The 24,193-nt window shown below is 67.4% G+C and carries 25 protein-coding genes; 16 read left to right on the plus strand and 9 right to left on the minus strand.

Annotated elements, in window-relative coordinates; genetic code table 11:
- Window positions 1-469 precede the first annotated feature (469 nt).
- Complete coding sequence (locus ABZX61_RS35560; protein WP_355200465.1) at window positions 470-976, plus strand: hypothetical protein; 507 nt, start codon at window positions 470-472, stop codon at window positions 974-976.
- Window positions 977-1,146: 170 nt separating this feature from the next.
- Here ABZX61_RS35560 and ABZX61_RS35565 read toward each other — a convergent pair whose 3' ends face one another.
- Window positions 1,147-1,395 carry a hypothetical protein gene (locus ABZX61_RS35565; protein WP_355200467.1) on the minus strand — a complete coding sequence of 83 codons (249 nt, stop codon included), beginning with the start codon at window positions 1,393-1,395 and terminating at the stop codon, window positions 1,147-1,149.
- A gap of 199 nt (window positions 1,396-1,594) precedes the next feature.
- On the opposite strand from ABZX61_RS35565, the gene ABZX61_RS35570 reads away from it, so the two are divergent.
- The 4 genes from ABZX61_RS35570 to ABZX61_RS35585 all read left to right on the plus strand — a co-directional run bounded on the left by ABZX61_RS35570 (window position 1,595) and on the right by ABZX61_RS35585 (window position 3,650).
- Window positions 1,595-1,984, plus strand: a complete 390-nt coding sequence (locus ABZX61_RS35570) for a hypothetical protein (RefSeq protein ID WP_355200469.1) — start codon at window positions 1,595-1,597, stop codon at window positions 1,982-1,984.
- Window positions 1,981-2,457 carry a hypothetical protein gene (locus ABZX61_RS35575; protein ID WP_355200470.1) on the plus strand — a complete coding sequence of 159 codons (477 nt, stop codon included), beginning with the start codon at window positions 1,981-1,983 and terminating at the stop codon, window positions 2,455-2,457. Before ABZX61_RS35570 ends, ABZX61_RS35575 begins: the two co-directional genes overlap by 4 nt.
- Window positions 2,458-2,719: 262 nt before the next feature.
- On the plus strand, window positions 2,720-3,079 hold the full coding sequence (locus ABZX61_RS35580) for a hypothetical protein (RefSeq protein WP_355200472.1): 360 nt from the start codon (window positions 2,720-2,722) through the stop codon (window positions 3,077-3,079).
- Between the two features lie 319 nt (window positions 3,080-3,398).
- Entirely contained in the window at window positions 3,399-3,650 is a 252-nt protein-coding gene (locus ABZX61_RS35585) for a tetratricopeptide repeat protein (RefSeq protein ID WP_355200474.1), read from the plus strand.
- 143 nt (window positions 3,651-3,793) lie between these two features.
- Here the strand turns inward: ABZX61_RS35585 and ABZX61_RS35590 are convergent, their stop codons facing one another.
- Both ABZX61_RS35590 and ABZX61_RS35595 read right to left on the minus strand, forming a co-directional pair.
- Window positions 3,794-4,000: a hypothetical protein gene (locus ABZX61_RS35590; protein WP_355200476.1), complete on the minus strand. Its 207-nt coding sequence runs from the start codon at window positions 3,998-4,000 to the stop codon at window positions 3,794-3,796.
- Window positions 4,001-4,084: 84 nt separating this feature from the next.
- Entirely contained in the window at window positions 4,085-6,070 is a 1,986-nt protein-coding gene (locus tag ABZX61_RS35595; RefSeq protein WP_355200478.1) for a WD40 repeat domain-containing protein, read from the minus strand.
- Between the two features lie 1,290 nt (window positions 6,071-7,360).
- On the opposite strand from ABZX61_RS35595, the gene ABZX61_RS35600 reads away from it, so the two are divergent.
- From ABZX61_RS35600 to ABZX61_RS35610, 3 genes are all read left to right on the plus strand, one after another.
- Window positions 7,361-8,167, plus strand: coding sequence for a hypothetical protein (locus ABZX61_RS35600; protein ID WP_355200480.1), 807 nt, complete (start codon window positions 7,361-7,363; stop codon window positions 8,165-8,167).
- A 598-nt stretch (window positions 8,168-8,765) separates the two neighbouring features.
- On the plus strand, window positions 8,766-8,897 hold the full coding sequence (locus ABZX61_RS35605) for a tetratricopeptide repeat protein (RefSeq protein WP_355200482.1): 132 nt from the start codon (window positions 8,766-8,768) through the stop codon (window positions 8,895-8,897).
- A gap of 262 nt (window positions 8,898-9,159) precedes the next feature.
- Complete coding sequence (locus ABZX61_RS35610; protein ID WP_355200572.1) at window positions 9,160-10,323, plus strand: cupin domain-containing protein; 1,164 nt, start codon at window positions 9,160-9,162, stop codon at window positions 10,321-10,323.
- Here the strand turns inward: ABZX61_RS35610 and ABZX61_RS35615 are convergent.
- From ABZX61_RS35615 to ABZX61_RS35625, 3 genes are read right to left on the minus strand one after another with little or no spacing between them, the layout of a single operon-like run.
- The gene (locus ABZX61_RS35615; protein WP_355200483.1) at window positions 10,259-10,897 is read right to left on the minus strand and encodes a class I SAM-dependent methyltransferase; all 639 of its coding nucleotides are present in this window, start codon (window positions 10,895-10,897) and stop codon (window positions 10,259-10,261) included. The two genes, ABZX61_RS35610 and ABZX61_RS35615, sit on opposite strands and share 65 nt — an antisense overlap.
- Before the next feature lie 8 nt (window positions 10,898-10,905).
- Window positions 10,906-11,568 carry a hypothetical protein gene (locus ABZX61_RS35620; protein ID WP_355200485.1) on the minus strand — a complete coding sequence of 221 codons (663 nt, stop codon included), beginning with the start codon at window positions 11,566-11,568 and terminating at the stop codon, window positions 10,906-10,908.
- 10 nt (window positions 11,569-11,578) lie between these two features.
- Window positions 11,579-12,025, minus strand: coding sequence for a hypothetical protein (locus ABZX61_RS35625; protein WP_355200486.1), 447 nt, complete (start codon window positions 12,023-12,025; stop codon window positions 11,579-11,581).
- 534 nt (window positions 12,026-12,559) lie between these two features.
- Between ABZX61_RS35625 and ABZX61_RS35630 the strand changes: the two genes are divergently transcribed.
- Both ABZX61_RS35630 and ABZX61_RS35635 read left to right on the plus strand, forming a co-directional pair.
- Complete coding sequence (locus ABZX61_RS35630) at window positions 12,560-13,231, plus strand: hypothetical protein (protein ID WP_355200488.1); 672 nt, start codon at window positions 12,560-12,562, stop codon at window positions 13,229-13,231.
- Between the two features lie 136 nt (window positions 13,232-13,367).
- Window positions 13,368-13,838 carry a tyrosine-type recombinase/integrase gene (locus ABZX61_RS35635; protein WP_355200490.1) on the plus strand — a complete coding sequence of 157 codons (471 nt, stop codon included), beginning with the start codon at window positions 13,368-13,370 and terminating at the stop codon, window positions 13,836-13,838.
- Window positions 13,839-14,199: 361 nt separating this feature from the next.
- Here ABZX61_RS35635 and ABZX61_RS35640 read toward each other — a convergent pair whose 3' ends face one another.
- Entirely contained in the window at window positions 14,200-15,348 is a 1,149-nt protein-coding gene (locus tag ABZX61_RS35640; RefSeq protein WP_355200491.1) for a DUF5685 family protein, read from the minus strand.
- A 617-nt stretch (window positions 15,349-15,965) separates the two neighbouring features.
- Between ABZX61_RS35640 and ABZX61_RS35645 the strand changes: the two genes are divergently transcribed.
- Complete coding sequence (locus ABZX61_RS35645) at window positions 15,966-16,262, plus strand: hypothetical protein (protein WP_355200493.1); 297 nt, start codon at window positions 15,966-15,968, stop codon at window positions 16,260-16,262.
- A gap of 315 nt (window positions 16,263-16,577) precedes the next feature.
- Here the strand turns inward: ABZX61_RS35645 and ABZX61_RS35650 are convergent, their stop codons facing one another.
- On the minus strand, window positions 16,578-16,862 hold the full coding sequence (locus ABZX61_RS35650) for a hypothetical protein (RefSeq protein WP_355200495.1): 285 nt from the start codon (window positions 16,860-16,862) through the stop codon (window positions 16,578-16,580).
- A gap of 344 nt (window positions 16,863-17,206) precedes the next feature.
- On the opposite strand from ABZX61_RS35650, the gene ABZX61_RS35655 reads away from it, so the two are divergent.
- The 5 genes from ABZX61_RS35655 to ABZX61_RS35675 all read left to right on the plus strand — a co-directional run bounded on the left by ABZX61_RS35655 (window position 17,207) and on the right by ABZX61_RS35675 (window position 22,804).
- The gene (locus ABZX61_RS35655) at window positions 17,207-18,124 is read left to right on the plus strand and encodes an NADP-dependent oxidoreductase (protein ID WP_355200497.1); all 918 of its coding nucleotides are present in this window, start codon (window positions 17,207-17,209) and stop codon (window positions 18,122-18,124) included.
- A gap of 198 nt (window positions 18,125-18,322) precedes the next feature.
- On the plus strand, window positions 18,323-18,454 hold the full coding sequence (locus tag ABZX61_RS35660; RefSeq protein ID WP_355200499.1) for a hypothetical protein: 132 nt from the start codon (window positions 18,323-18,325) through the stop codon (window positions 18,452-18,454).
- Between the two features lie 247 nt (window positions 18,455-18,701).
- The gene (locus ABZX61_RS35665; protein ID WP_355200501.1) at window positions 18,702-19,211 is read left to right on the plus strand and encodes a hypothetical protein; all 510 of its coding nucleotides are present in this window, start codon (window positions 18,702-18,704) and stop codon (window positions 19,209-19,211) included.
- A gap of 124 nt (window positions 19,212-19,335) precedes the next feature.
- Window positions 19,336-21,327, plus strand: coding sequence for an FHA domain-containing protein (locus tag ABZX61_RS35670; protein WP_355200503.1), 1,992 nt, complete (start codon window positions 19,336-19,338; stop codon window positions 21,325-21,327).
- 94 nt (window positions 21,328-21,421) lie between these two features.
- A complete protein-coding gene (locus tag ABZX61_RS35675; RefSeq protein ID WP_355200505.1) occupies window positions 21,422-22,804 on the plus strand; it encodes an FAD-dependent oxidoreductase in 1,383 nt (460 codons plus the stop codon).
- 124 nt (window positions 22,805-22,928) lie between these two features.
- Here ABZX61_RS35675 and ABZX61_RS35680 read toward each other — a convergent pair whose 3' ends face one another.
- Window positions 22,929-24,065 carry a mandelate racemase/muconate lactonizing enzyme family protein gene (locus tag ABZX61_RS35680; RefSeq protein WP_350727283.1) on the minus strand — a complete coding sequence of 379 codons (1,137 nt, stop codon included), beginning with the start codon at window positions 24,063-24,065 and terminating at the stop codon, window positions 22,929-22,931.
- Window positions 24,066-24,193 lie beyond the last annotated feature (128 nt).

Consider the following 24,193-nt stretch of genomic DNA (forward strand, 5'->3'; position numbering starts at 1 on the left):
GGAGTGCGATGAGTTTCCGCCGGCATCCGCCGTGGAGCGGACACCGGCCGGGGACAGAGCAAGGAACTTGTCGGTGTGCGCCATGCCGGGCACGGCGGCCGGCCCCAACGGTAAAGCCGGCAAGGCCATGACGCGCTTCTACAATCGCGACCGGCTCTTGTACAAGGACGATCCATGGTTCTCGCGGTTCGCCTCCAAGCTACTCCCCTATCCGGCCACACCGTCCAACCCGTCGATGGATTCCAACTGCTGGAAACCTGCTGTAGGCGGATACACGAAGTGGCCATAACCGGGACGTGACGCGCGTGTCGCAGAATTAGCATTCATGAGAAGCAGCCTCCGTCGCCGTGCGGCAGCCAGCCTGCCGCACGGCGACGGAGGCGCATATAGGAGGGAACCCCGCTTGAATCCTTCAGATTTCCAAGAGTCAGTGCGGCGCTATCGAAGCTTGTTGAAAGAGGTGGCATGGATGGGCGAAGGGATGGCATGGACGGTGATCGTGCCGGAGTCCGGAAGCCTTTCTCTCGACGAGGTGAGGCGCCGTGTCACCGGTGGCGCGACTCCGCAGTTCCAGGAGTACGAGCCCGGTTACGCGGACCTGACGGCCTTCCGGCGGTCCGGAACGTCGGTGATGCTCTTCCAAGCCGAGGGTTTCACGCCTGTCGGGGAGCAGCCGATGCTGGGGCGCGTCAGTTCGGGCGCGCAGGTCTGGCATGTGCAGTGGAACATCACCGGAGCCCGCAGGCTGCTCTATGCCGCCGACGGTGGGGTCGTGGCCGAGGTCCGCGACTTCGATCCGAAAGGGATTCACGGCACGAACGCCGAGGCTCTCCGGGAAGAGGCGGCTCTGCTCGGTGGCACCCGGGACGCGTTCACTGTCCGGGCGAAGGCCATGGCGATCGTGGAGCAACGGACGAACGTCCGGCTGGAGAGGGAATGGCTTGATCATCCTCAGCCCTCCCTGGAGATCGACTGAGCCTCGCGGGCGCTGGAGCCGCCATGCCCGCCCACGGGTCAGGGAGATGGTGGGGTGGGCGGCCGGCTTGGTACCGGTGAAGATCGCGGTGCAGCGCGGTGACCGGCGGTGATCACCCCTGCTGACACCTGGGTCGGCTATTTTCCGGCAGAGCCCGGCGGCAGCAGCCGCTATCCGTTCCCGACGACCTGCCGGGCCGCGCGCAGCTCGGCGTCGCGGGCACGCCGGAACCGGTCGAAGTCCCGGCGGTGGGCGGCGATGGCGTCGAGCTGAACGCCCTTGTCAGCGGCGGACCGGGCGGCGACCAGCCCGGTTGCCCGCTTGCAGCCGATGTCGGCCGTGGCGACGGCGAGCTCCCGGGACGAGGCGTGGCCGGGTTTCGCCCACGCCGGATCGGGGGTTGAGGAGTTCCTCCTCAACCCCCGTCCTACCGGCGAGCAGCCGAGCTGTTCGCCGGCATCATCAAATGGACGAACTGGCGGGACGGTCAAGGAACAATCAAACTGCCGAACCAGCCGACCTACTACGGCGACGTATCCCTGATCCAGGCGGGATCCGGCCGAGTCACGAGCCCCACCATCTTCATCGGCGGCAGGGACTCATCCGTCAAGGAAGTGGGTGGGCGGGCGGTTCTCGGTCCGCTCTCGGGAAGGCGACCAGTACTGCATCGGCGGCGCCAGCACGAATCCCGAATCCAACGGCCAGATCTGCCGCTTCAAGGTCACCGACATCGGCTGGAAGGTCGAGTACGTAGACCCGAAAACCCGGGAATACATCGGCACGGTGCGGTGGGTTCAGGTCGGCAAGAAAACCGGCAAGTGCCCGGTCGGCGGTGATTCAGGCGCGCCGGTCTACACTTTCCGCCAGAGCGATGGATACGTGGTGGCCAAGGGCATCTTCAGCGGCGGGGGCGGCGATGACGCGCCTGTCCAGTCCACCTGCGTGACTTACTTCACCGACATCCATGACGTGATGAAGACCGTCGGCAAGGACATCTACAAGAAATGACTCCCCTGGGCCCGTCCTTCCTGTGGCGCATGTGCTGCCTCCTGGTGCTGGCCGTCGCGATTTCCATGGCGGCCTCCATACGGGAGTCTCAGCCGCCTGAACCACCCTTCAATGGGTCGATCGACACGGTCGAGGTGGAAGGACGGGCCCTCATCCTGCACGCGTTCAGTATGAACCCCACGGAATGCCTCAAGGCCGACGAAGCCGAAGCGACCGAGCTCGAGACGAGCGTGCGGGTCCGGGTAGTGCTTCGCGACATCTGCCCGCGACATGAGCGCACGCTGCTTGAGAAGTGGCGGGACGAATTGTGGCCGCGTTCTTACATCGGTGGTCGCGGCGGGGTCGTTTTTGTGCCCATCACGCTCGACCAGCCCTTGGGGCGCCGGAAGGTCCTCGACGAGGCGGGCCGCGAAATCCGGGGCTGCCCGATCACGGGCTCGCGATTGAAGACCATGCGACAGTGCCTGACGTAGGCGTAGGTGCCGAATGTCATGTCATGTGACCTGCTGGTATTCGATGCGTGGATGAGTCCGCCGACTCGGTCGCGCAGGAGGATGCGTAACTGTACAAGATGGCGTTCACGATTTCTCGCAGGTCGTGCACAAGCGCTGTCGTACCCGGCCCGCGCCGGGCCGGGTACGACAGGCCGTCAAGGTCGGTTCGATCAACGCCCACCGGTGTGCGGTGCCATAACTCATCACGCCATCTGATCTGACCTTCTAATCCTCAGCACTCGTGTTCTCACGCCTCCTGCACCTGCTGATGGTCCGGTTGTTCGGCCGGTTGACACTCCTCATGCGGGGTGACACCTCCAAGGAGGTGGAAATCTTGGTGCTGCGTCATGAGGTCGCCGTCCTGCGTCGTCAGGTCACCCGGCCACGACCGGACTGGCCCGACCGGGCGCTGCTGGCCACACTGGCACGGCTGCCCACCAGGCTTCGGCTCCATCAGATCGTGACATCAGGCACCTTGTTGTCCTGGCACCGTCGGATGGTCACCCAACGCTGGACTCCACCGATCCCGGATGAGCTGCGTGATCTGGTGGTCCGGTTGGCCAGAGAGAATCCCGATGGGGCACCGGCGGATCCGGGGTGAACTGCTCAGCCTCGGCCATCGGATAGGAGAAGGCACCATCCGCCGAATCCTGGCCACGGCCGGTCTGAGCTTCCCCCCGTACTCCGAACACTTGATCTAAGGTCACCCCCGATCGAATGCGAGCCCTCGCTGGCGCGTCTGTCGTCGCACACCGTGGGGGTGGAGGTGGGACCGATGGCAAAGACACGTGTGCAGGTCAGCAGGCGATACGGCTGTGTGGACGCGGAAACGGGACGTCAGCGAGGCATGGCGTGTCCGCGTCTGCCGGTAGATGACGATCACGGCAGCTGGTATTTCGCGGTGCAGGTACGCAGCCTGGATGGGGAACGGCAGCGCGTCCGCCAGGGCGGTTACGCCGATCCCGAGGAAGCGCAAGCGGCAGGCCGAGCCTTGGCCGCTGCCGATCACGACGGCGGGCGGCGGGCGGCGGGCGGCGGGCGAGCTGAGCCGGGCCATCCCCTTGTATGAGGCGACCCTCGCTAACAGCGAACGGGTTCTGGGCAGCGACCACCCCAACACCCTGATCTCCCGTAACAACCTCGCCGGAGCGATCGGGCGGCTGGTGATCTGAGCCGCGCCATCGCCCTGTACGAGGCGACCCTCGCTGAAACAGTGAGCGGCTGCCGGGGGCGGAGCATCCGACGACAGGCGTAATCCGGAGGAGGCTAGGCGAGACAGTGGTATGGAGGAGGGCTGATCGTTTTCGGGTGTGTTTCATAGGGCGATGCTGATGATGCGGCCGCGGGGCTTGAGTAACGTCCGCGCGGCTTTGATCGGCAGCGTGCCGGCAGTGACGAGGACGAGGTCGAACCGCATTGTGAGCGAGACACTCTGTGGCGTTACATAGGCGAGGGCGGGCACCGACGGTTCGCGGAGTTGACCATCGCGGCAGCCCGGCGCGGGGATCGGCCGTGCGTCCATGTCCGCATCGGCCGGACAGCCGATCTCGGCCGGGCGTGCCGACGGCGTCCACCCGTCGGCACGCCCGGGCCGGGCCGGGAAACGTCAGTCGAGCGGGCCTCCGACCACGACGACGTGGCTGCCCTCCGCGGGCATGTGCGCCAGGCCGCCGCTCCACTTGACGGTGTAGGTGTATTCACCGCCCGCCTGGGGGGTGTCGGTGAAGCCGAACGTCGACTCGCCGTACACCTGGATCGACGGCAGCTGGACCGTCTCGGTGCCGTCGCGATTGGTGACGGTGCGGAAGACCTCGATCAGCACAGATGACGGGAGCCGGCTTGCGGAGGTCAGCGCGCCGCTGAACTGGAGCTCCTTGCCGGCGGCAGCTCTCTCGGGGCCGGAGAGCGTGAGCTCCGTCTGGGCCTTGGCCACCGTGATGTCAAGCGTGGCGGTGGCCTGCCCGTAGAGGGCGTTGCCCGGCCAGCGCACCTCGTACTTGCCCGTCCCACTGAGCGGCCAGGTGTCGGTGATCGTGAAGGTGCCGTCCGCGGCGGTCGTCACCGCCGGGAGGGTCTCGACCGGGCGGGTCGGAAGGTCGCGGGTCACCGTCAGCCGTTGCTCACCGGGGACCGAGCCGCTCGCCAGGGTGAGCCGGCCCGTCAGGGTGAACGGCTGGAGCGCGGTAGCCGAGGACGGCGGCGTCAGGCTGATCGAGGACTTGGCCTTGACCACGTTGACGGTCGCCGACGCCCTGCTCAACCGGAACGCCGAGTTGCCTTGCCAGAGCACCTCGTACCCGATCGTCCCCGTGACCGAGGGCGTGTCGGTGATGGTGAAGGCGCCGTCGGCGGTGGTCGCCGCCGCCGGGAGGGTCTCGCGGGTGCCGTCCGGCAGCCGGCGGGTCACCACCAGCGGTTGCGCCCCCGGTGCCGAGCCGTCGGAGAGCGTGAGCCGGCCCGTAAGCGTGAGCGGTTGGAGCACGGTTGCCGACGACGGGGCCGTCAGGGTGAGCTCCGACATCGGAAGGGCGACGTCGGGCACTCTCCACAGATAGAGCCGGTCGGACTCGCCTTCCACCACGCCGAAGACGTCCTTGCCGGTGTGGACGAGGGTCTTGTCAACCAGCCGCACGTCGGAGTTCGCGTATGTGAAGGTCTTCGTGCCCGTGGCCGTGTCGAAGACGCCGACGGACGTGTCGTCCCACCTCCCGCCGACCACGGAGGCGCCGTCGGGACTGAGTGCGACTGCGTTCGACCGGCCGGTGAACGTCGGCTCCACACCGTAGCTGCGGATCAGGGTCAGATCGATCGTGTCCCAGGCGTCGTACCTGCTGGGAGTGTTGTACGTCGTGAACACCGTCGAACCGTCAGAGCTGATGGCGAGGTCGTTCAGGGCGGAGAAGTCGTGATCGTGGCCGTTGATCTCGCCCCGGAGGGTGGCGCCGGAACCGGACACGTCGTAGACGGCGAAGGAGCCGGGATATAGCCCCTGGCTGCCGACCACCAGAGTCGTCCCCGCGGCGCCCACGATGGGGACGCTGTAGGCACCCGTCACCAGTTGGGTCTGCTCCGGCTGCGGTGCCGCCACGTCGATGCTCACGACGCCGCCGGTGCCGGGCTGGGCGTAACACCCGTGGCCGACGTAGAGCCGGCTGCCGGACAGCGACAGGTACCAGGGCGAAGGGCAGGCGAACGCCTTCAGGTCGATGCGCCGGGTGACGGCGAGGGAGGCGGTGTCGATCTCGGCGACCTGGTTCGCCTCGCTCAGCGCTGCATACAGCCGGGCACCGTCGGGTGCCGCGGCGAGGCCGATTACACCGGGCAGGTCGGTGATGACACCGGTGAGCGAGCCCCGCGAGTCGGCGACAACGATCCGGTCGCTGCCGGAGATGAAGATCTTGTCGTTCGCCGTGGTCACGTCGGAGGCCCAGGAGAGGTGCTCGCCGAGGTCGGTCATGAGATCGGTAGCCATGGCCGCGGGGGCCTGGGCCACGAACAGGCCGGCCGCCAAGGCGACGGCAGCGCCGCGGGTGAGGAGCCGGTGGGTTAATCGGGAGAACGTCGTGCGGGTCGACGACGAGCTTTCTGACATCACAGTCCTTTTGGTTCACAAGTTCGAATAGCAGTAACGATCAACCCATAAAGGATCTTTGGCGTCAAGTTGGACAAGGAGTCATCCGATCACGAATTGACAACGTGTCGAACTCCCGGCAAGCGCCCTGGCGGGCTGCCTGCCCAGAACCCCCAAGCAGCCTCCGACCGCGCCGGGAATGGGGTCCATCGCCGTGCTGGCCGAGAGCTTGCCAACCTCTCGCCGCCGGGCGGACCGATGCGCTCCCAGGGCCCTGCCGAGAGAGGGCCCTGGGAGCGCGCCCAGGACAAACCTGGAGACAAAGCCGGGACCATGGCCAACCGCGGTCCCGTTTTGCATGTTCAAGGCTGTCCTGAAAACGGGTCTTGGGCTCAAGTGATCAGTGCACCACCATAAGTTGATCTTGTGGCGATGGAGGGTCATGTGCGGGACTTCGGGTTCTCGCCAGCTCAGCAAGATGAGATCTGGCAGCGATGGCGCGCGGGTGAGTTGTTCAACTCGATGGGACGCACGCTAGGCGTGCCAATGCATCACGTCCGGCGCTTCCTGGCGCAGACCGGCGGCATCTGCCACCGGCCCCAGCGACGCGCCCTGGCGCGCCTTTCAGCAGCCGAGCGATTTCACGCGGGTTGGCGGCCGGGAAGCAAGATCCTTTAGTGTCGCGGAGCGTCATTTGACGGTAGTTCGTACCGCCTCCGCGCACATTGCGTGTCAAGCGGTGCCGGGCCCTGACGACACGTGACGGGGCTTACGAGCACGCACCGAGCACGGCGAACACCCTATTGATCATTGCATCACAGCTGCGCAAAATGATTCCGCGCTCCAGACCACAGGTAGAGATGACGCCGCTGTGCGTGCTCAGCGCGTGCTCGCACGCCCGAACGGTCCCTCCGGCGCCCCACGGACAAGCCGCTGTCCGACCTGCCTCGAGGAGCGTCATGCCCTCCGTTCAGACCCGGCACGAGCAATCCGAGCCCTTTCCGACCGCGGATGCCCTATTCCGTATGTGCACTACCACGAGCGAGGACGGCAAGGTGGACGATTGAGCGGGCGAGCCGTTCGGCATCGCGTCAAGCCATGCCTCCGTCAACCACAACACGGCAGGTGCTGCGCTGAGCGCTGGTGCCGATGTCCGCCCCGGCCGCCTTGTCCCTGCCGCTCCTATCAGGCAGGCCCTCGTACGCCGTCCTGCTGAATGACGCTCGAGCAGGCCCTCATCGCCGACGTGCTCCCGTCGGGCCAGCACCTTGCCGTGATGAGATGGAGATCATCATCTGCGACGATCGGCGTATGAAGCGCATGAGCGTCGCGCTGGTCATGGCCGGCCTGCTGAGCGTGACGATCCCCGGCGGCGCCGTGCACGCGGCTCCCGCATCGGAGTCCCTCGACTCCGTCGTCAAAGCGATCAAGAAGCAGTTCGCGAAGAAGAGCAGCGTGCACTTCTCCGTCAGGCGACGCGGCGGCCCTCCGCCCTCGGAGGATCTCAAGATCTCCGGCGCGTACCGCTTCAACGCTTCAGGCATGTACGCCGCCGACCTCACGGAGATCTCCTACGAGAAGGCAGCGACGGGGCGATCCCGAGAGATCACCATAGGCCGAGAGTTCTACTCACAGAGCTACGTGCGTTCCGACAAAGGCAAGTACACCTGGAAGTCGCCACCGACACTAGGGGAATGGGACTACGGGCGGAACTTCGCCGGGGTCGTCTGGGGCAAGGATCTGGTCAACGGGATCAACCCGGGCTTTCTCGAGCTGGTCGCCTCTTACGGTGCGACCAGCGCCGACGGCGGAACCTTCGAGGGAGTGAAGACGACCCTCCACAGCGGCACGGTGACGGTTCTCGACCTGGGTGAAAGACAGGCCGGGATCTCCTTCGGGACCGAGGACGGCGGCCCTGGGTTCTTCGGCGGACAGATCACCTGGAAACTCTGGGCGGGCCCGGACCACCTGCCGAGACGCTTCCACGCCATCATGAAGTTCACCCGGCCGGAGGGCGGCAAGGCCGAGACCATGACGATGAACATGATCTATCGAGGATGGGGAACCCCCGTCAAGATCGCGGCCCCGCCCAAGCACCTCATCGCCGACGGCTGGTGATGGACAATCCGCAGAACAACGCGGTACTTCGGAGCTCTCACAGCAAGCCACTCCTGCGCAGCAGCCGGTGAACAATGAGCACGGCGACGACCACGACGCCCAGGCGCGGGGATAGCCGAACGGCCTGTCCCGCTCGGAAACACGGTTTCGTGCTCTGAACTGCATGTGCTGCTCTTCATCGAGCACGGCACCCGACGCCTACACCTGGCCGGAATGACTGCACACTACGCATGCCGATAATTGCATCCGTCCATGTCATAGCCCTGCAAGGGCTTCGCATGGTGTAAGGCTCGAATACTCGATTCATGCGCTGGCCTACAGCCCCTCGGCATGCCTGCAGATCTTGAGGGACCGCTTAAACCACGGAGCTGGAGATCCATTGTGTTCAGCGAACCCTCAGGTCGGACGCAATGGCCGAATATTCGAGCCCCACACGTACAGCGCGGCGACTTGAAGTCCACTGCGCTGATGAAATGCTCGTCGACGGCGTCCTCCGGGCAGATCAGCTCCGCTGCGCCAATGCCAGCGCGATCGGTCGGCCGGTTCTGTGTCCGTAATCTGCCAGTAGGTCGGTCAGGGGCCGAACCTCCATCGCGACATGTTTTGTGCCATGAACGCCCTGAGCGTGGTGAAGTACAAGCACGGTGAGCTGCAGGATGCTCGTGACCTGTTTGAGCGGGCGCTACAGGGGTGGCGCCGGATGCCGGGCGAGGACCACCCCGACACCTGATCTCGATGGACAACCGCGTCCGAAACGCCCTTGAAGATCGCGAAGCCAAGCGCTCATCTCTGGCCAGCAGGTCGCTGCCATCGTCGATCACGCCCTTCTCCCCCTGACCGCCCCACGCCGCTGACCTCGTGCCACCGGCAGTGCGCGGGGCATGAGGGACGCGCTCATCCCGGCCTGCGACGAGGGCCGCACTTCCAGAATTGGGTCAACTATCGCACTCCGTGCGGGTCGTCATGGACGCCGTGGGTACGGATCGAAGGTGATGATCGACGAGCGGGAAGGCGTGGACGTCACGCCCACAGTGGACTGGCTGTTGCATCCCGTGCCCCGGGACGAGTACCTGCGGGACTTCTGGAAGAAGCGGCATTTCCTGCTTCGTCGAAATGCGCCGGATCACTACGGCGACCTGTTCTCACTCGCCCGCTTCGACGAGCTCCTTTCCGGCTCCGACCTTGACGCGGGCTCGGTGCGCGTGGTCCGGGCCGGACGCGCCGACGCGGCGGGCGATGCCGTAGGGAGCCGGCGGCTGGAGGATCTCTACGACCGTTACCGTCGCGGCTCGACGATGATCATGCCCTCGGTTCACGAGCGATGGCCTCCGCTGCGGGACCTGTGCCGGCGTCTTGCGTACGAGTTCAGCGCGAGATGCCGGGTCAACGCCTATCTCACGCCGCCGATGGCGCAGGGGTTCGGCGTACACCGTGATTCCCACGAGGTGTTCGTGCTGCAGGTTGCCGGCGGCAAACGCTGGAAGGTGTACGAGGCCGGACCTGAGCCGGAGCGGACCGGCCCTTGCGAGGAGTTCGACCTGCGGCAAGGTGATCTTCTCTATCTGCCTCGCGGCATCCCACACGAGGCCGCGTCGACGCATTCGGCGTCCCTGCACCTGAGCCTCGGCGTCTTTCCCATCACCTGGGCGGACGTGCTGTTGGCCGGCTGCGAGGCGGCCGTGGACGGCGACGCCGCCTTCCGCGATTCGCTGCCTTTCGGTTTCGCCCGCACAGCCAGGGCTCGTGACGAGACACGGGAGCGCATGCAGGAGCTGACCGCCCGGTTGTGGCGGGCCGTCGCGCCGGATGCGCTGGTCGACGACGCGGTCGACCTGGCGCTCCTCACGGAAGGAGACCGGCTGAACGGGCATCTCCTCGACCTCGTGTCATTGGCTGCCCTCGATCACGACACCGTCGTCCGGCGCAGGCCCGACCTGCGGTGGGAGATCCGGAGGGACGCGGGGACCATGGTCGTCGCGTTTCACGGCAAGCGGCTGAGCATCCCGTCCCGCCACGAGGAAGCCTTCCTCCGCATGGCGACCGGCGAACCCTTCACGACGAGCGGGCTGAAAGGGGAGGCCCGCCACGAGATCAAGCTCTCCCTGGTACGCCGTCTGCTGGAGGAGGGCTTTCTGACCCTTTCACCGCCACTGTGACCGGCTCTTCCGGCTTGCGGAAGATGCAGCGCACCACATGCCAGTGTTTTGGCTCGTCCCTGGCGTCGATTCCGTCGTATCGGTCCTCGCGCACGACGACCGGCTCCAGCCGCTGGAACACCGACCCGGCCGCCGCGCCGCGCAAGAAGGTCCTCCCTTGCCTCCGCCCCGCCCAGGCGTCCTCGGGGCCGAAGAACGTGCAGCACAGGACGCCGCCCGGGGCGAGGCCGCCAGTCATCGCCTCCGCGAGCCGGACGACGTCGGCCCTGGGCAGAAAGGGCAGGACATGGATCGCGACCATGAAGGAGTAGACCCCGGCCGCGATGTCCAGGTCACGGACGTCGGCGTGGACGACCTTGAGTCGCGGGTGCCGCCGCGTGGCCGCCAGCGAGACGGTGCATGGGTCGGTGTCCACAGCGTCGACCGAGAAGCCGGCCGCCAGCAGGAAATAGGTGTCGTTGAGCGGGCCCGCGCCGATGTCCAGGGCACGGCCCCGTACGTCGCCGAGGACGCCGAGCCCCTCGACGACGAGAGAGTTGGGCCCTCGCCCGGCCCGGAGGGAGGCGTAGGTCACCCTGTCCGCTAACCGCTCACCTTGAGGACCATCTGTTCGGCCAGCACCTCGATGAGAGCGATCCGTTCTTCGCCGGTCAGGCCGCCGGGGAGCTCCCTGACGTAGAAGGCGCCGGTGCGGGCGATGAACGCCAGGGCGTCGGCGGCGATCGGGTTGGCGCTCATCAGCGGTCTGCCCGAGGGGTCGAGCAGTTCGACCTGGTTCCCGCCTCGACGCGTCGTCAGCAGCCCCGCCTTCTCGTTCACCACCCGCCGGCGCAGGGTGACTTTGCGGTGGTCGTACCAAACGTCGGGAAGGGGCGACCCGAAGATCTCCGCATAACGATCGCGGAACATCGCGAAGGAGGCGACCGGGCGCTCCCCCTCGCTCGCGCCGGCCACCCCGGGGTCGTTGCCTGGGCTGTGGTGGATGTAACGCCCGAAGTAGTCGCGGCAGAACTTCGTGTACAAGCCGGTGAAGAGGATGAAGTGGTGCCAGGCGTCGTCGACCCGCATCGAGTGCATCCGCCAGAACTTCGTCTCGTCGACCTGAGTGAGCACCAGATACTTCTTCGCCTCGGCGAACAGTTCCTCCGCCTCCTCCTCCGTGTCCGCGATCTGCTCGTTCATGAGCCGTTCGATGAGGAAGGGGGCCTTGTAGTCCAACGCGGCGAGTGGGCTTTTGGTGATCATGGTAGTTCCCTCACTCCTGCGGTGGTTTCACCCGGCAGCTGGAGATACACACGCTGCTGCAGTCCCTGCAGGTCGCACAGGGGCTATGGCAGTCGGAGCGCTGGGTCTTGACCCGCATGTGGAGCCGGCCCGTGCGTATATCCCGCATGTCCTCCGACGTCACCGCGTCCTCGGCTGTGTCGGCCTGCCGGACGACGACGGTGGCGCTCCGTCGCACCCAGACGACCTTCGCGCCGAAGAGCATGACGCTCTGGGGCACGTTTTCGACATGAAGGATGTCCCCTTTGGGGATCTCAATGGCCGAGCCCAGGTTCTCCAGGCTCGGATACAGCGCGATGGATCCGTCGTGCTCCGAGGGGCCCACGTATCCCCAGAGCGTCATCGTGTCCGGCTTTCCCTCCCGGAGCAGCTTGACCAGAAGAGGGTGCTCTTCAAGCGAATCAGCGTCGATGCTCATACCGGTGCTCCCCTTTCTCCCGAAGAGTGACATCGCGCGCCTTTGCCAACAGCGTGACGCGCCGCCGCTTTACCGAATCCGGTGCCGACGCAGCCGAGCCCGGCCGGTCCTTCGCCGGCCTATCGATACTCCGTGATCGCGTTCCGGCCGATCGCCTGCAGCGGCAGGGGCATAAGGTGCAGAGCTACAACCTCGACATCGTCGGCGTGGCTCCGCCGCACCGGTCGGAACAGGCCCGTACGCTGGCTGGACCTGTGCCGCGGCACGGCCGACCCTCGACGAGGCCGCCCACCTACTCGGGACCGACGCCGAGATCGTCGGCGTGGACCTGGACGTGCGCAGCATCCGCCTACCGATCGATCAGTGGCGCTCAGGCCGTGCGCACCTTCTGCGCTCAGCTCAGCACGACCTGGTCGGTCGAAGTGCGGCCATACTGGTGGAACGCCAGCGACCGCTGGGAGATCGACTGTGCGCCTGCCGACAACTGGCTCCCATACCCGCCGTCACGGACGGTGGATGGTGGGGGTGGGGCAAATGGCGAAGGCCCGTGTGCAGGTCAGTAGGCGATGCGGTTGTGTGGATGCGGAAACGGGACGTCAGCGAGGCGTCACGTGTCCGCGTCTGCTGGTAGATGACGATCACGGTAGCTGGTATTTCGCGGTGCAAATACGCGGCCTGGACGGGCAGCGGCAGCGCATCCGCCCTTGCGGGTATGCCGACCGCGAGGAAGCCCGGGCCGCTGGCCAGGCTCTGATCACCGCTGACCGCGACGGTGCAGGGGCCGGATGCAACGTCGGACAGTGGCTGGCAGGCTGGCTGGCCACCAAGGACGCTCTGCGTCCGTCGACCCAGCAGGGCTACGCGACACACATCCGCCTCTACCTCATCCCCCACCTGGGACGGATCCGGCTGCTAAAGCTCACCTCTCGCGACATCAACGGACTACTCGCGTCCCGTCCCTCGCCGCCCGGCCACCAACTGTCGCCAGCCATCGTGGTGCGGATCCACGCCACCTTGCGGACCGCGCTGAACGCGGCGGTCCGTGCCCGGCTGATCCCGGTCAATCCGGCCAACGGCGCCGAACTGCCCACCCCCGGCGACCGCATCCGATCGTCTGGACCGCCGGGCGGACGGCCCGGTGGCAGCAGGCGGGAGAGCGTCCGGCGGTGGCGGTCTGGACCGAACAACAGCTCGCGGCGTTCCTGACCGACATCGCGCAGGACCGCCTGTATACCGGCTGGTGGCTGGCCGCGCTGCAGGCCCGCGCCGCGGTGAGCTGGCCGGGCTGCGCTGAACGGACGTCAACCTGCAGGGCGCGGAGCTGACGGTAGCGCAGCAGCAGGTGCACGCCGACGACCAGATCGTGGTCGGCCCGTCGAAGAGCGCCGCCAGCTGCCGAGAGGTAGCCCTGGACGCGGAGACCGTGCGGGGGCTGATACGGCGCCGCGAGCGGCAAGAGAGGCTCAGCGCGAGGGCGGGAACCCGCTGGCAGGACTCGGGATACGTGTTCACCACCGCGGACGGCGCGCCGCTGCGGCCGGACTACCTCACCGGCCGGTTCCGCCGGCTGGTGGCCGCCTCCGGGCAGCCGCCGATCCGGCTGCACGATCTGCGGCATGGCGCCGCGACGCTGGCGCCGGCCGCGCGCACTGATCTGAAGGTGGTGCAGGCAATGCTGGGGCATGCCAGCATCGTGCTGACCGCCGACACCCATGTCTCGGTGCTGCCGGAGGTGGCCCACAAGGCGGCCCGGAAGACGGCCCGGCTGGTGCTGAACGCCGCGTCCGCACGGGGGCGGCAGCTCAGCGACTGACTCAGCTTTGCCTCATATTTGCCCCATGCCGTCCCAGCGCACGAGCGCGGCTGGAGTTTCCGCAGGTAGAGAAGCGCGCCCTGCAGGATTCCAACCTGCGACCGTCGGATTAGAAGCAAGATCTTTTAGCGCCGCACGGCGCCGCCTGATGGCGATTTGTGCCGTCTTTGCGCGCTTTTCATCTCCGGTAGGGCCAGGCCCTGACGGCACGTGACGGGGCCTACGAGCACACACCGAGCACGACTGACCGCCGGTGGTGGGGTCTGACGGCACGCTCCGGGGGTCGCGATCCTGACCGGGCGCTTCGGCATCGGCCACCGGGCTTATCGCCCAGACCCTGCTGACGTGACTCCCGCGGCGGTCAGTCGCAGCCACAGCTGCAGCCGTCGCAGCAACAGCCGTCCTCGCCCGGGCAGCAGGAGCAGCAGTTGCCGCAGCAGTCGTAGCCGGAGCAGTCGAAGCGCTCGCAGAAGGAGCCCTCGCGGTCCTCGTCCCAGGCGGGCCGGTACAGGCCGCACGTGCAGCAGGTCAGCGCGGCGCACGCCAGCGACAGCAGCCCGCCGGGATCACGCTTCGGCGGCCGTTGTCCCGGCGGCACGTCGGGGTCGCCGAGCGGGTGGCCGGTGCCGTGCGTTCCGGCGATGGCGAAGGCTCGGGAGACGGCGCTGCTGGTCTCCCGCACCAGCAGGGCTCGCGTCAGGCCAGGTCGGGGCAGGTCCAGCCCGTCCACGGCGGCGCGCAGCTCGGCGTGCGCGGCGTCGCAGTGGCGGCGCGCCTCGTCCAGGCCGGTGCCGGTGGCTGCCAGCGGGTTGTACGCCCCGGACGCCCGGTCGTCGGCCAGGTCCTCCACCGCGTCGATCAGGTGTGCCAGCTTCCCGAATCCGCGACCGGCCGCCTCCAGGGCCTCCCGGTTGTGCGGCTTCCCCGCGAGCACCGCTGTGTGCGCGAACGCGGCGGCTACGGCGTCCTCAGTAGGCCCCGTCAACTCTCGTAACCCGGGTGCCGCGCTGCTCCTCGGGGACGCCTGGGCGTGGGCGCGTTCCAGGAGGGTCTGGCGGTCGGCCGCTGCCGTCAGCGGGGTGGGGTCGAACTCCAGCGTGCCGGCCATGGCCGTGCCGGCCGAGGACCAGCGGCCCGCCAGGCGGGTGGCGCCGGCGGCCACCGGGCGGCGGGCGTACACGCCGTCCCCGTCCGCCACGTGGTCGCTCACCTTGCCGGCCGCCAGGAGCAGCGACACCGAGGCCGCCAGCCGTACCCCCTCCGACTCCACTACGTCGGCGCCCTTGAAGCCGCGTAGCGCACACGGGCCCGCCCTCCGGCGCGACGTGGACGTGGGCGACTGGGCTTCGGTGAGGACGGACACGAGCAGGCCGTCATAGTTGGTCACCAGACGGGACAGGTGTCCGTGCTCGTCGCGGAGCGCCAGGCAGAGCCCGCACAGGTGGCCCATCCAGTCCGCGTAGAGCCCTTTGCACAGGACGTGCCGACACGGGCGGACAATGCCGAACATACGTCCCCTTATATGCGTACTAGAGAGCTAACCGTAGCACCAGGCCGCCGGTAGATACCGCGGCCGCGAACGGATCCGCAGGAAGGAGAAGGTGCCCTCACCGACCGGCCTGGAGCACTGCGCCTGCCGACCTAAAAGGACCAAAATCGTTTGGACAACGGGTACCCACATGGCCACCGTTTGCCGTGATCGGATCCGGCTCGGTGCGCAGCCGCGCCGCTTGTCTGACCACCACCCGCGGGCAACTGCGGAAGCCGTTAGAAGCTCAGAACGGATGGCCAGCGGCAAGTCGTTACATCTGGGCCCGCACCTGACCAGCTTGGGGTCATCCACCGGAGCAGATACACCCTCTGTCGACGTGGTGCAGGCCCGGCGGGAGCGCTGAGCTCGTCGTCGCGGTCGGCGTGGTGTTTTCGCGCGACCGCGTCGTCGCGATGCGGCCCGACGGGCGCCGCGTCCTTCCGGTTCACCGACTTCGACCGCATCTCGGGGGAACTGGGCGAGTACGGATGCACGCCGAACGTCTACCTGTACCCCATGACGACCCATTAACGATCCCCGCACCGCCACGACCGGCCCTGGCGGCGCGGGACCTACACGGCTGGTACAAATGGGGCATGAGCGAATCCGTCGGGTATCCCCCGCGGCCGAATGTGCCGGCGGCCCGGCGTGTCTACAGTCGGACGTACCGTGTGTGGGCCCACGTGCTCCTGTGGACGCCGATCGCGCTCACGGTGGCCGGCGTCGTCCTCGGCCTGGGGCTGTTCGCGGCCGCTGACGCCGACCCGACGCACAGTTCGTCCGCGCTTGGCTATCTCGGCCTCGTTGTGTGGGGCGCCCTCGCGGTCCTGTCACCGGTCCTGCTCGGGTCGTTCATCGCCGGGCTGGTCATGCTGAACCGTACGCGCAGTTGAGGCCGCGGCGGGACGCGGCCCGACCCAGAGTGCCGCAATGACCGCCATGACGGCTGCCGCTTGCGCCGGCCAACGAGTGCGGCAGGGTCGGCGCCGTGCAGCGCGCGCGGATCCAGTTCCGGGATCATGGCAAGCCGCCACCTGTTGGCCGCGTACTCCAGAGATCTCCCACCTGTGAGGTTCCACGACACGTGCCGCACCTGGGCGTCCTGGCTGAGCCATTCCAGGACGGGCACCCGCGCGGCGTAACCGAAACCGCCGGGGATCAGTATGCCGTCCAGATAGTCGTTGCCCGTGCTATGCGAGGACGTCGTGTTACGTTGAAGGCGCCTCGTCGAGCTGCGGGCTCGGTGGGGTAGGGATAAGCGGGTCGATCCGAAACCCTTCGGCCGCGAACACCTCCCAAAACGCGGAGGAGAAGAGTGGATCGCGATCGTGGATCAAGAACCGCAGCTCGGCGATGCGCTCCCCCAGGTCCATCACCAGATTGCGGGCCTGCTGGACCGTCCACGCCCCGCTCGGACGCGCGGTCACCCCACCCAGATGTAGCCGCCGAGTGCCGTGCTCGATGAAGACCAGCACATACAGCCGTTTGAGCACGCGATGATCGCGTGGGCCTGAGCGGCCAGGAACCGCCGCCAGGTCGGCCCGGCCCGGCGGGGCGCCGGATCGACACCGGCGGCTTGCAGGATCTCCCACACACTGTGGAGGCCGCGATCTGATAGCCCAGCCGGGCCAACTCGCCCTGAATCCGCCCATGCCCCCCGGGTCGGGTTCTCCCGAGCCATCCGCACCATGAGTGGCTTGACCTGCCGGCGAGTGCCAGGCCGTCCCGGGCGCCGTCTGTCGGTGGAGGTTCACTTGTGTTCGGGTACGACCTCGTTCGGGAGATGAGGTCGTACGCGGACACGCGTAGGCGAGGACTGGACATAGGGGGATTCCGGATGAAGGCGATTGTGGTGACGGACAAGGCCGCGGGAACGGCCGGAATGACACTGGTGGAACGGCCCGAGCCGCAGGCAGCGCTGAACGACGTCGTCGTTCAGGTTCATGCGTCGGGATTCGTCCCGACGGAGATGGAGTGGCCCTCGACCTGGACCGATCGCCTCGACCGTGACCGAACACCGTCGATCCCCGGACACGAGCTGGCCGGAGTGGTCACCGCTCTCGGCTATGGCACCAGGGGCAGGTCGGTGGGACAGCGGGTGTTCGGCATCACGGACTGGACTCGCGACGGCACCCTGGCGGAGTATGTGGCCGTCGAGGCACGCAACCTCGCACCGCTGCCCGGCGACGTCGACTTCACGGTGGGCGCGAGCCTGCCGATCTCGGGACTGACCGCGTGGCAGGGACTGTTCGAGCACGGCCGCCTTCAGGCAGGGCAGAGCGTCCTCGTGCACGGCGCGGCCGGCGCAGTCGGGACGATGGTGACGCAACTCGCACGAGAGGCCGGCGCCTACGTCATCGGCACCGGACGCGCCGCCGACCGTCAGAAGGCGCTCGACTTCGGCGCGCAGGAGTTCGTCGACCTTGAGAACGACACGCTGGAAGACGTCGGCGAAGTCGATCTGGTTTTCGATGTCATCGGCGGCGACATCGGCAGGCGGTCCGCAGGCCTGATCCGAGCCGGAGGAACACTGGTGTCCGTCGTCGGGCCGCCCGAGGCGCGACCCGCCGACGGCCTGGCGATCGACTTCGTCGTCGAGTCCGATCGCGCCCAACTGAGTGAGATCGTCCAGCGGGTACGGGACGGACGACTGCGGACGAACATCGGCAACGTCGCGACCCTCGACGATGCCGTCACCGCCCTCAACCCGACCGAGCGACGCAAGGGGAAGACGGTCATCCGCGTTCGTCCGTGAGGACTCCAGGGCTCGAGGACTCGATCATCGGGCGGCAGGTCGGCACAACCAGGCCGGCATTCCCCGGGCAGCCCGTGCAGATCAAGCTCGTCGACAAGATGTAGCCAGCTTGTTCTGAACTGGGATTTTGCTGCATGATCAGGGCAGCGGCTGTGACCATCGCGAGGTGTTGTTGTCGCTGGTCCACCAGTTGGCGAGGTGCTGATCCGCTCTGACCTGTCGAAGGATGTCGACCTGCTGGTGCTCCGTCACGAGAACCAGATGCTCCGCCGTCAACTCGGTGGCCGGCCGCGGTGGGAACCCGCCGACCGGCTCCGGCTGGCGGCGTAGTCTTGGCTGGTTCGCCGTAGCCAGTGGGCGGAGCTGTTCCCGGTCACCCCGGCGACGATCCTGCGTTGGCATCGCAGCCTCGTGGCGCGTAAATGGACCTTCACCGACAGGCGGCGCCTGGGACGGCTCTGCACCCGCCAGTCGGTCAAAGCACTGATCGTTCGGATGGCGCGGGGGAACCCGACCTGGAGCACCGGAGAATCCAAGGCGAGTTGGCCCGCCTCGGGACCCGATCGCTGCCTCCACGGTGTGGGAGGTCCTGCACACCGCCGGTATTGATCCCGCACCCCGCCGGGCCGGGCCGACCTGGCGGCAGTTCCTGGCCGCTCAAGCCCACGCGATCATCGCGTGCGACTTCCCGGTGGTCGAGACCATACCGCTCAAACGGCTGTATGTGCTGGTCCTCATCGAGCACGGCACCCGACGCCTGCACCTGGCCGAAGTGACCCCGCACCCGACCGGAGCCTGGACGGTGCAGCAGGCCCGCAACCTCGCCATGGACCCGGGTGACCGCATCGCCGGGCCGCGGTTCTTGATCCACAACCGGGATCTTCAGGGAGGTCTTCGAAACCGAAGGGCTGCGGATCATCACCACGCTGCTGCGGACGCCGAGAATGAACGCCATCCGCGAGCGCGTCACCGGCACCCTGCGCCGCGCGAACTCCTGGACCGCACCCTGATCCTCAACGACCAGCGATCCACCCGCCGAAAACCCGTCGTTGCAGGCACGATCAACGAATACCACCACGCCGCTTAACCGCAGCTCAGACCACGTGACTCACCGATGTGCGCACTTCCCACTTACGCGGCTGCTTCTGGTCGCACATGATGGACTTGGACTCATCGATGGCTAGATCTCCTGTCACGATAAGGAAGGCATCATGCCCCCTTCCATCGTCGGGCACGACGGCCCCCTCACCGACCGCCACTTCCCGCTCGGTGACACGCCGACCACCTTCGGCCGCAGGCAAGACTGCAGCGTGGTGCTCTCCAGCGAACGAGCTTCGCGCCGCCACGCCGAGATACGCCACGAGGCAGGGCGTTACATCCTGCACGATCTGGGAAGCCGAAACGGAACGCTGGTCAACGGCAGGCGCGTCACCTCACAGGTGCTCCAACCGGGCGACCTGATCACGATCGGCGACGAGCAGTTCCGCTTCCTGCCCTCCGACGACGTCGCCACGGTCTACGGCGCATCCCCGCTGCCGCAGGCGAGGAGACCCGCCCCATCGGTCGATCCGGGGCCGGTACTCCGGGTGACCGTCTCCGGCGGTGGGCCTGTCGGGCTGAGCTTCGCGCTCCTCCTGGAGCACCTCATGGGATCACGGGTCGTCGTCACTGTTTACGACGGCCGCTGGACGCAGGACGGTGCTCAGGTCGCGTGGAAGGGGCAGGATCAGGGAAATGTACGGCGCCAGCAGGTCGTCACGGTTCAGAGCCGCCAGTACCTGAACCTCCCCGACCCGGTGCAGGCTCGGCTGTTCAAGCCCGGGGCGTACTCCGAGATGTGGCCGCCCGGCCCCGACTCCATCCGAGGACAAGCCCCGCGCAACCTCCGCATCGCCTACATCGAGGACACGCTCCTGGAGATGGCCGGCGAGATGTCCGACCGCATCCGGCTCGTCCCCACCCGCTTCGATCCCGACGAGCATGGCGACAGCGCGAAGCAGGATCATGTGCTCGCCATCTGCGAGGGTGGCCGTTCGCGCACGCGGGAGCATTTCACCGGCAAGTTCGGCACCGCCGACAGCTCGATCTACTCCCTGAACGGCAAGCACCTGCAGGATGTCGTGCTGGGCTTACGCGTCAAGTCCGACCTGCCTGACGCCATGTCGGTCCTGCTGACCGTGGCCCAGAACCGCTACCTGCTCAACGCCCTGGGCGGCGAGGGTTTCCTCAACATGCGACTCACCGACGAGGAGGCCGAGGAGGTCATCGGCATCGATCCCGTCCGTCGCGTGTTCGAGGAGTGTGTCGCCGCCAACCCGTGCATGATGGGCCGCACCGGCGACGGCGACTTCCACTGCTCCACTCACGGCACCTTGTTCCTGCCCGCCCTGATCAAAGGGTCCGCCCTGTGGCGGCGGGTGCAGGAAGGGCTGGCGATGTTCGGCGTGGCCGAGTACAACCTCAGCGCCGTCACCGCCTTCCGGCTCGACATGGTGCAGCGGCCCCGCTTCACCGCGCGCCTGCACGCCCCTACGTCCGCCACTCCGGGCACCTACGGCTTCCTGCTCGGCGACGCCGCCAACGCCATCCACTTCTGGCCGGGTCGCGGGCTCAACAGCGGGCTGGCCTCGGCCATCTCTCTGGCCCGGTCGCTCAACCAGGCCTGGCGCGGGCGGGCCTTCCGCGACGCGGACTTCATCCGCCACGAGGCAGCCATGGCGATGCTCCAGTACCGGCACAAGAGCCGCGCCTGGCAGGCGATGGTCACTACCGACGAAGATGGCGTCACCCGCGCCATCAAGGACAACATCGCCAAGGGCAGCGCCGACGCGCAGGCCGCTCCGAGTTCCGACGCGCAGGCCGCGGCGGACATCGACACACTGATGAACCGGCTCGGGATCGTCCGGGGCCGTCTGTCACAGCGCGTCTCCGGCCTGCCCGACGACGCCGCCCTGCGTGCCCACCTCGGCCGGCTGTCGGCTGAGACTCTGCGCATCCTGGTCATCAGCGACGCGTGGGACACAGTGGTCATGGGCGGTGAAGAGGTCGATATCGACATCTTCTACCGCGAGGAGCCCGCGTCCGCTTCGGGTGGAGAACCTGTGTGGGCTCCACGACTCGCCAGCGAGCGCGAACAGCACACCAGGCTGATCTCCAGGTCGGCAAGCCGATCGCCACGGCCAACGGCACAGGCTCCCCGGTAGACATCGCCGCAGGTCAGCTCACTGCTTCTCTAGGGCTCCGCCTCCGTCCGGAGCTGGATAGGCTCCAAACCATGACCTCGATTGACGTGACTCGGTGAGCGCCACCCGTCTGCTGGTCATTGGAGCCGATGCAGCAGGGATGAGCGCGGCGCACCAGGCAATCCGGGCGGCCGGGACCAAGCTGGCCGTGACCGCGCTGGAGGCGACCGGCGATACGTCGTACTCCGCCTGTGGCATCCCCTACTGGGTCGCCGGAGACGTGTCCGGTGGCAACGCCCTGGTGGCCCGCACCGCTGAGGAGCACCGGGCAGCCGGGATCGACCTGCGGCTCGGCGCCACCGCGACCGGGATCGACCGACAGGCCCGCACGGTCACCTACCAGGATGCCGACGGTGAGCAGGTGTTGGGCTACGACGAGCTGGTGATCGCGACCGGTGCGTCGGCCGTGGTGCCGGACTGGGCCGTCCACCCCGGCACAGGACAACGGTATGCCGGCGTCGCGCCGGTCAAAACGCTCACCGACGGCGCTGTCTGGTTGGACCTGCTCGGGAGGCTGCCCAAGGGCAGTGGCCGGGTGGTTGTCGCCGGCGGCGGCTACATCGGCGTCGAGATGGCCGAGGCCGCCAGGAGACGTGGCTACGAGGTCACCGTGATCACCCGGACTCGGGTGATGAGTTCCTTGGACCCGGACATGTCCGCTCGCATCGAGAAGGGGATGCACGAGGCGGGAGTCCGGGTCGTGGTCGGCTCACCGGTCGTGCGGCTGGACGTGGCGGACGGGCGAGTACGTGGCGTGTACACCGCAGAAGGCGAGCGCTATCCGGCGGACCTGGTCGTGCTGGCGCTGGGGATCACGCCGAACACCGGTTACCTTGACCTCGACACGTTGCCGAGCGGCCCGAATGGCGGTTTGCGACCCGAGCCGGACGGGAGCCTGGCCGACGGGATCTGGGCCGCCGGTGATTGCTGCGAGACCCGGCATCGGCTCACCGGCACGTGGACCTACATGCCACTCGGCACCCATGCCAACAAACAGGGCCGGATCGTCGGCACCAACCTCGTCACACCAGGCGCGCTGCGGTTCGGCGGCGTGCTGGGCACTGCGATCACCCGATTCGCCGAGGGCACGACCTACTTGGAGATCGCCCGCACCGGTCTGAATGAGCGTGAGGCAGCCGCCGCCGGCATCGAGGTGACCTCCCTGGTCACCGAAGGCAGCACGGCCAGCGGCTACATGAGCGAGGCCGACCCGGTCGCGGTGAAGTTGCTGGCAGCGCCGTCGGATCATCGGCTGGTGGGCGCGCAGATCGTTGGCGGGCGTGGGGCGGGCAAACGTATCGACACCGTTGCCACCGCGTTGTGGCACGGCGCGACCGTTGATGACTTAGCCTGGTCAGACCTGTCCTACGCGCCGCCGTTCGCCACCGCGTGGGACATCGTACAGGTCGCGGCCCGGCGGCTGGCCGACCAACTGTAGCTGCAGCTCTGGCTCGACGAGCGCCCCAACTGGCCTCGCGCCGACCACAACCGAGCCCTGTTCCTCAAGATGGCTGACTGCACGCGCCGCCAGCCAAGTCGGGAGTGTTCGCGAGCAAGAATCCTCACCAGTTGGTGAAGGCGCCGTCGCGGGTGCGCAGGTGGGGGCGTTCAGCGGCGATGGCCTGATATTTCCGGGCCTCGGCCCGGTCGATGTCGACGCCGAGGCCGGGCAGGTCGGGGATCTCGAAGCGACCTCCTCGAACCACCGGCCGGGCGGTGAACACGTCCGGCAGCTCGGGCAGGGCTTGGTGCTCCTGCACTCCGATGTACGGTGAAGCCAGGTTCAGGTGCAACGACGAGGCCGCCGTCACCGGGCCGAGCGGGTTGTGGGTGGCCAGCTTGACGTAGTGCGCCTCGCACATGGCGGCGATCTTCCTGGCCTCGGTGAGCCCGGCCGCCACGGCGATGTCCACCCTGGCGTAGTCGACGAGGTCCTGCTCGATGAGCCGCTGGAACTCCCATTTCGACCCGAACTGCTCGCCCGCCGCCAGCGGCACCGCCGTGCGGGATCTCAACGACCGGTACACCTCCAGGCTCTCGCACCGCAGCGGGTCCTCCACGAAGTACGGCTTGGCCGCCTCGATCTCGCGGCACAACGTCACGGCCTCGGGCAGGTCGAGCCGCGTGTGCACGTCGAGGATCAGCTCCACGTCGTCGCCCACGGCCTGCCGTACGGCATGGAACAGGTCGATGCCCCACCGCATCGAGGCCCGCTGGTCCAGGGTGCCGTCCTCGTCATGGGGCACGGCGAAGCGAAGGTGCCGCCAGCCTTCCGCGACGAGCGCCCGCGCCCGGTCCAGGAACGCCTCAAGGTCGTAGTACTCGTCGCCCAGGTGGGCGTAGGCGGGGACGTGGTCACGCGTCCGCCCCCCGAACAGGTCGTAGACCGGCACTCCAAGCGTCTTGCCCCGGATGTCCCACAGCGCCACGTCGATGGCGGCTATGGCGGACGACAGGATGCGATCGGCCGGGAAGAAGCCCCGGCGGAACATCACCTGCCACAGGTGTTCGATCCTGGTGGGATCCTCACCCAGCAGCAGCTCCCCCAGGTGCTCGATCGCCCCCGAGACCGCCTTCTGCCGCGAGCGGATGCCCACCTCGCCGATGCCGTGCACGCCCTCGTCGGTGTCGACGACGACCAGCATCATGCTGTCGCCGTGCTCGGGCAGCGTGAGCACTTCCCAACCAGTGATCTTCACAGATGAACTCCTATGAGAACGTTACCGGGATTCTCAGAAACCCAATCATGCATCCTTCTTGCGGCGATGGCCAGAGCGGATTTAACAGGTTGGTGACCGCGAGGAAACGCTCTTGACGCTTCCGGGAA

Origin of the sequence: Nonomuraea sp. NPDC003709 (assembly GCF_040610775.1) — a bacterium.
Lineage (GTDB): Bacteria > Actinomycetota > Actinomycetes > Streptosporangiales > Streptosporangiaceae > Nonomuraea > Nonomuraea angiospora_A.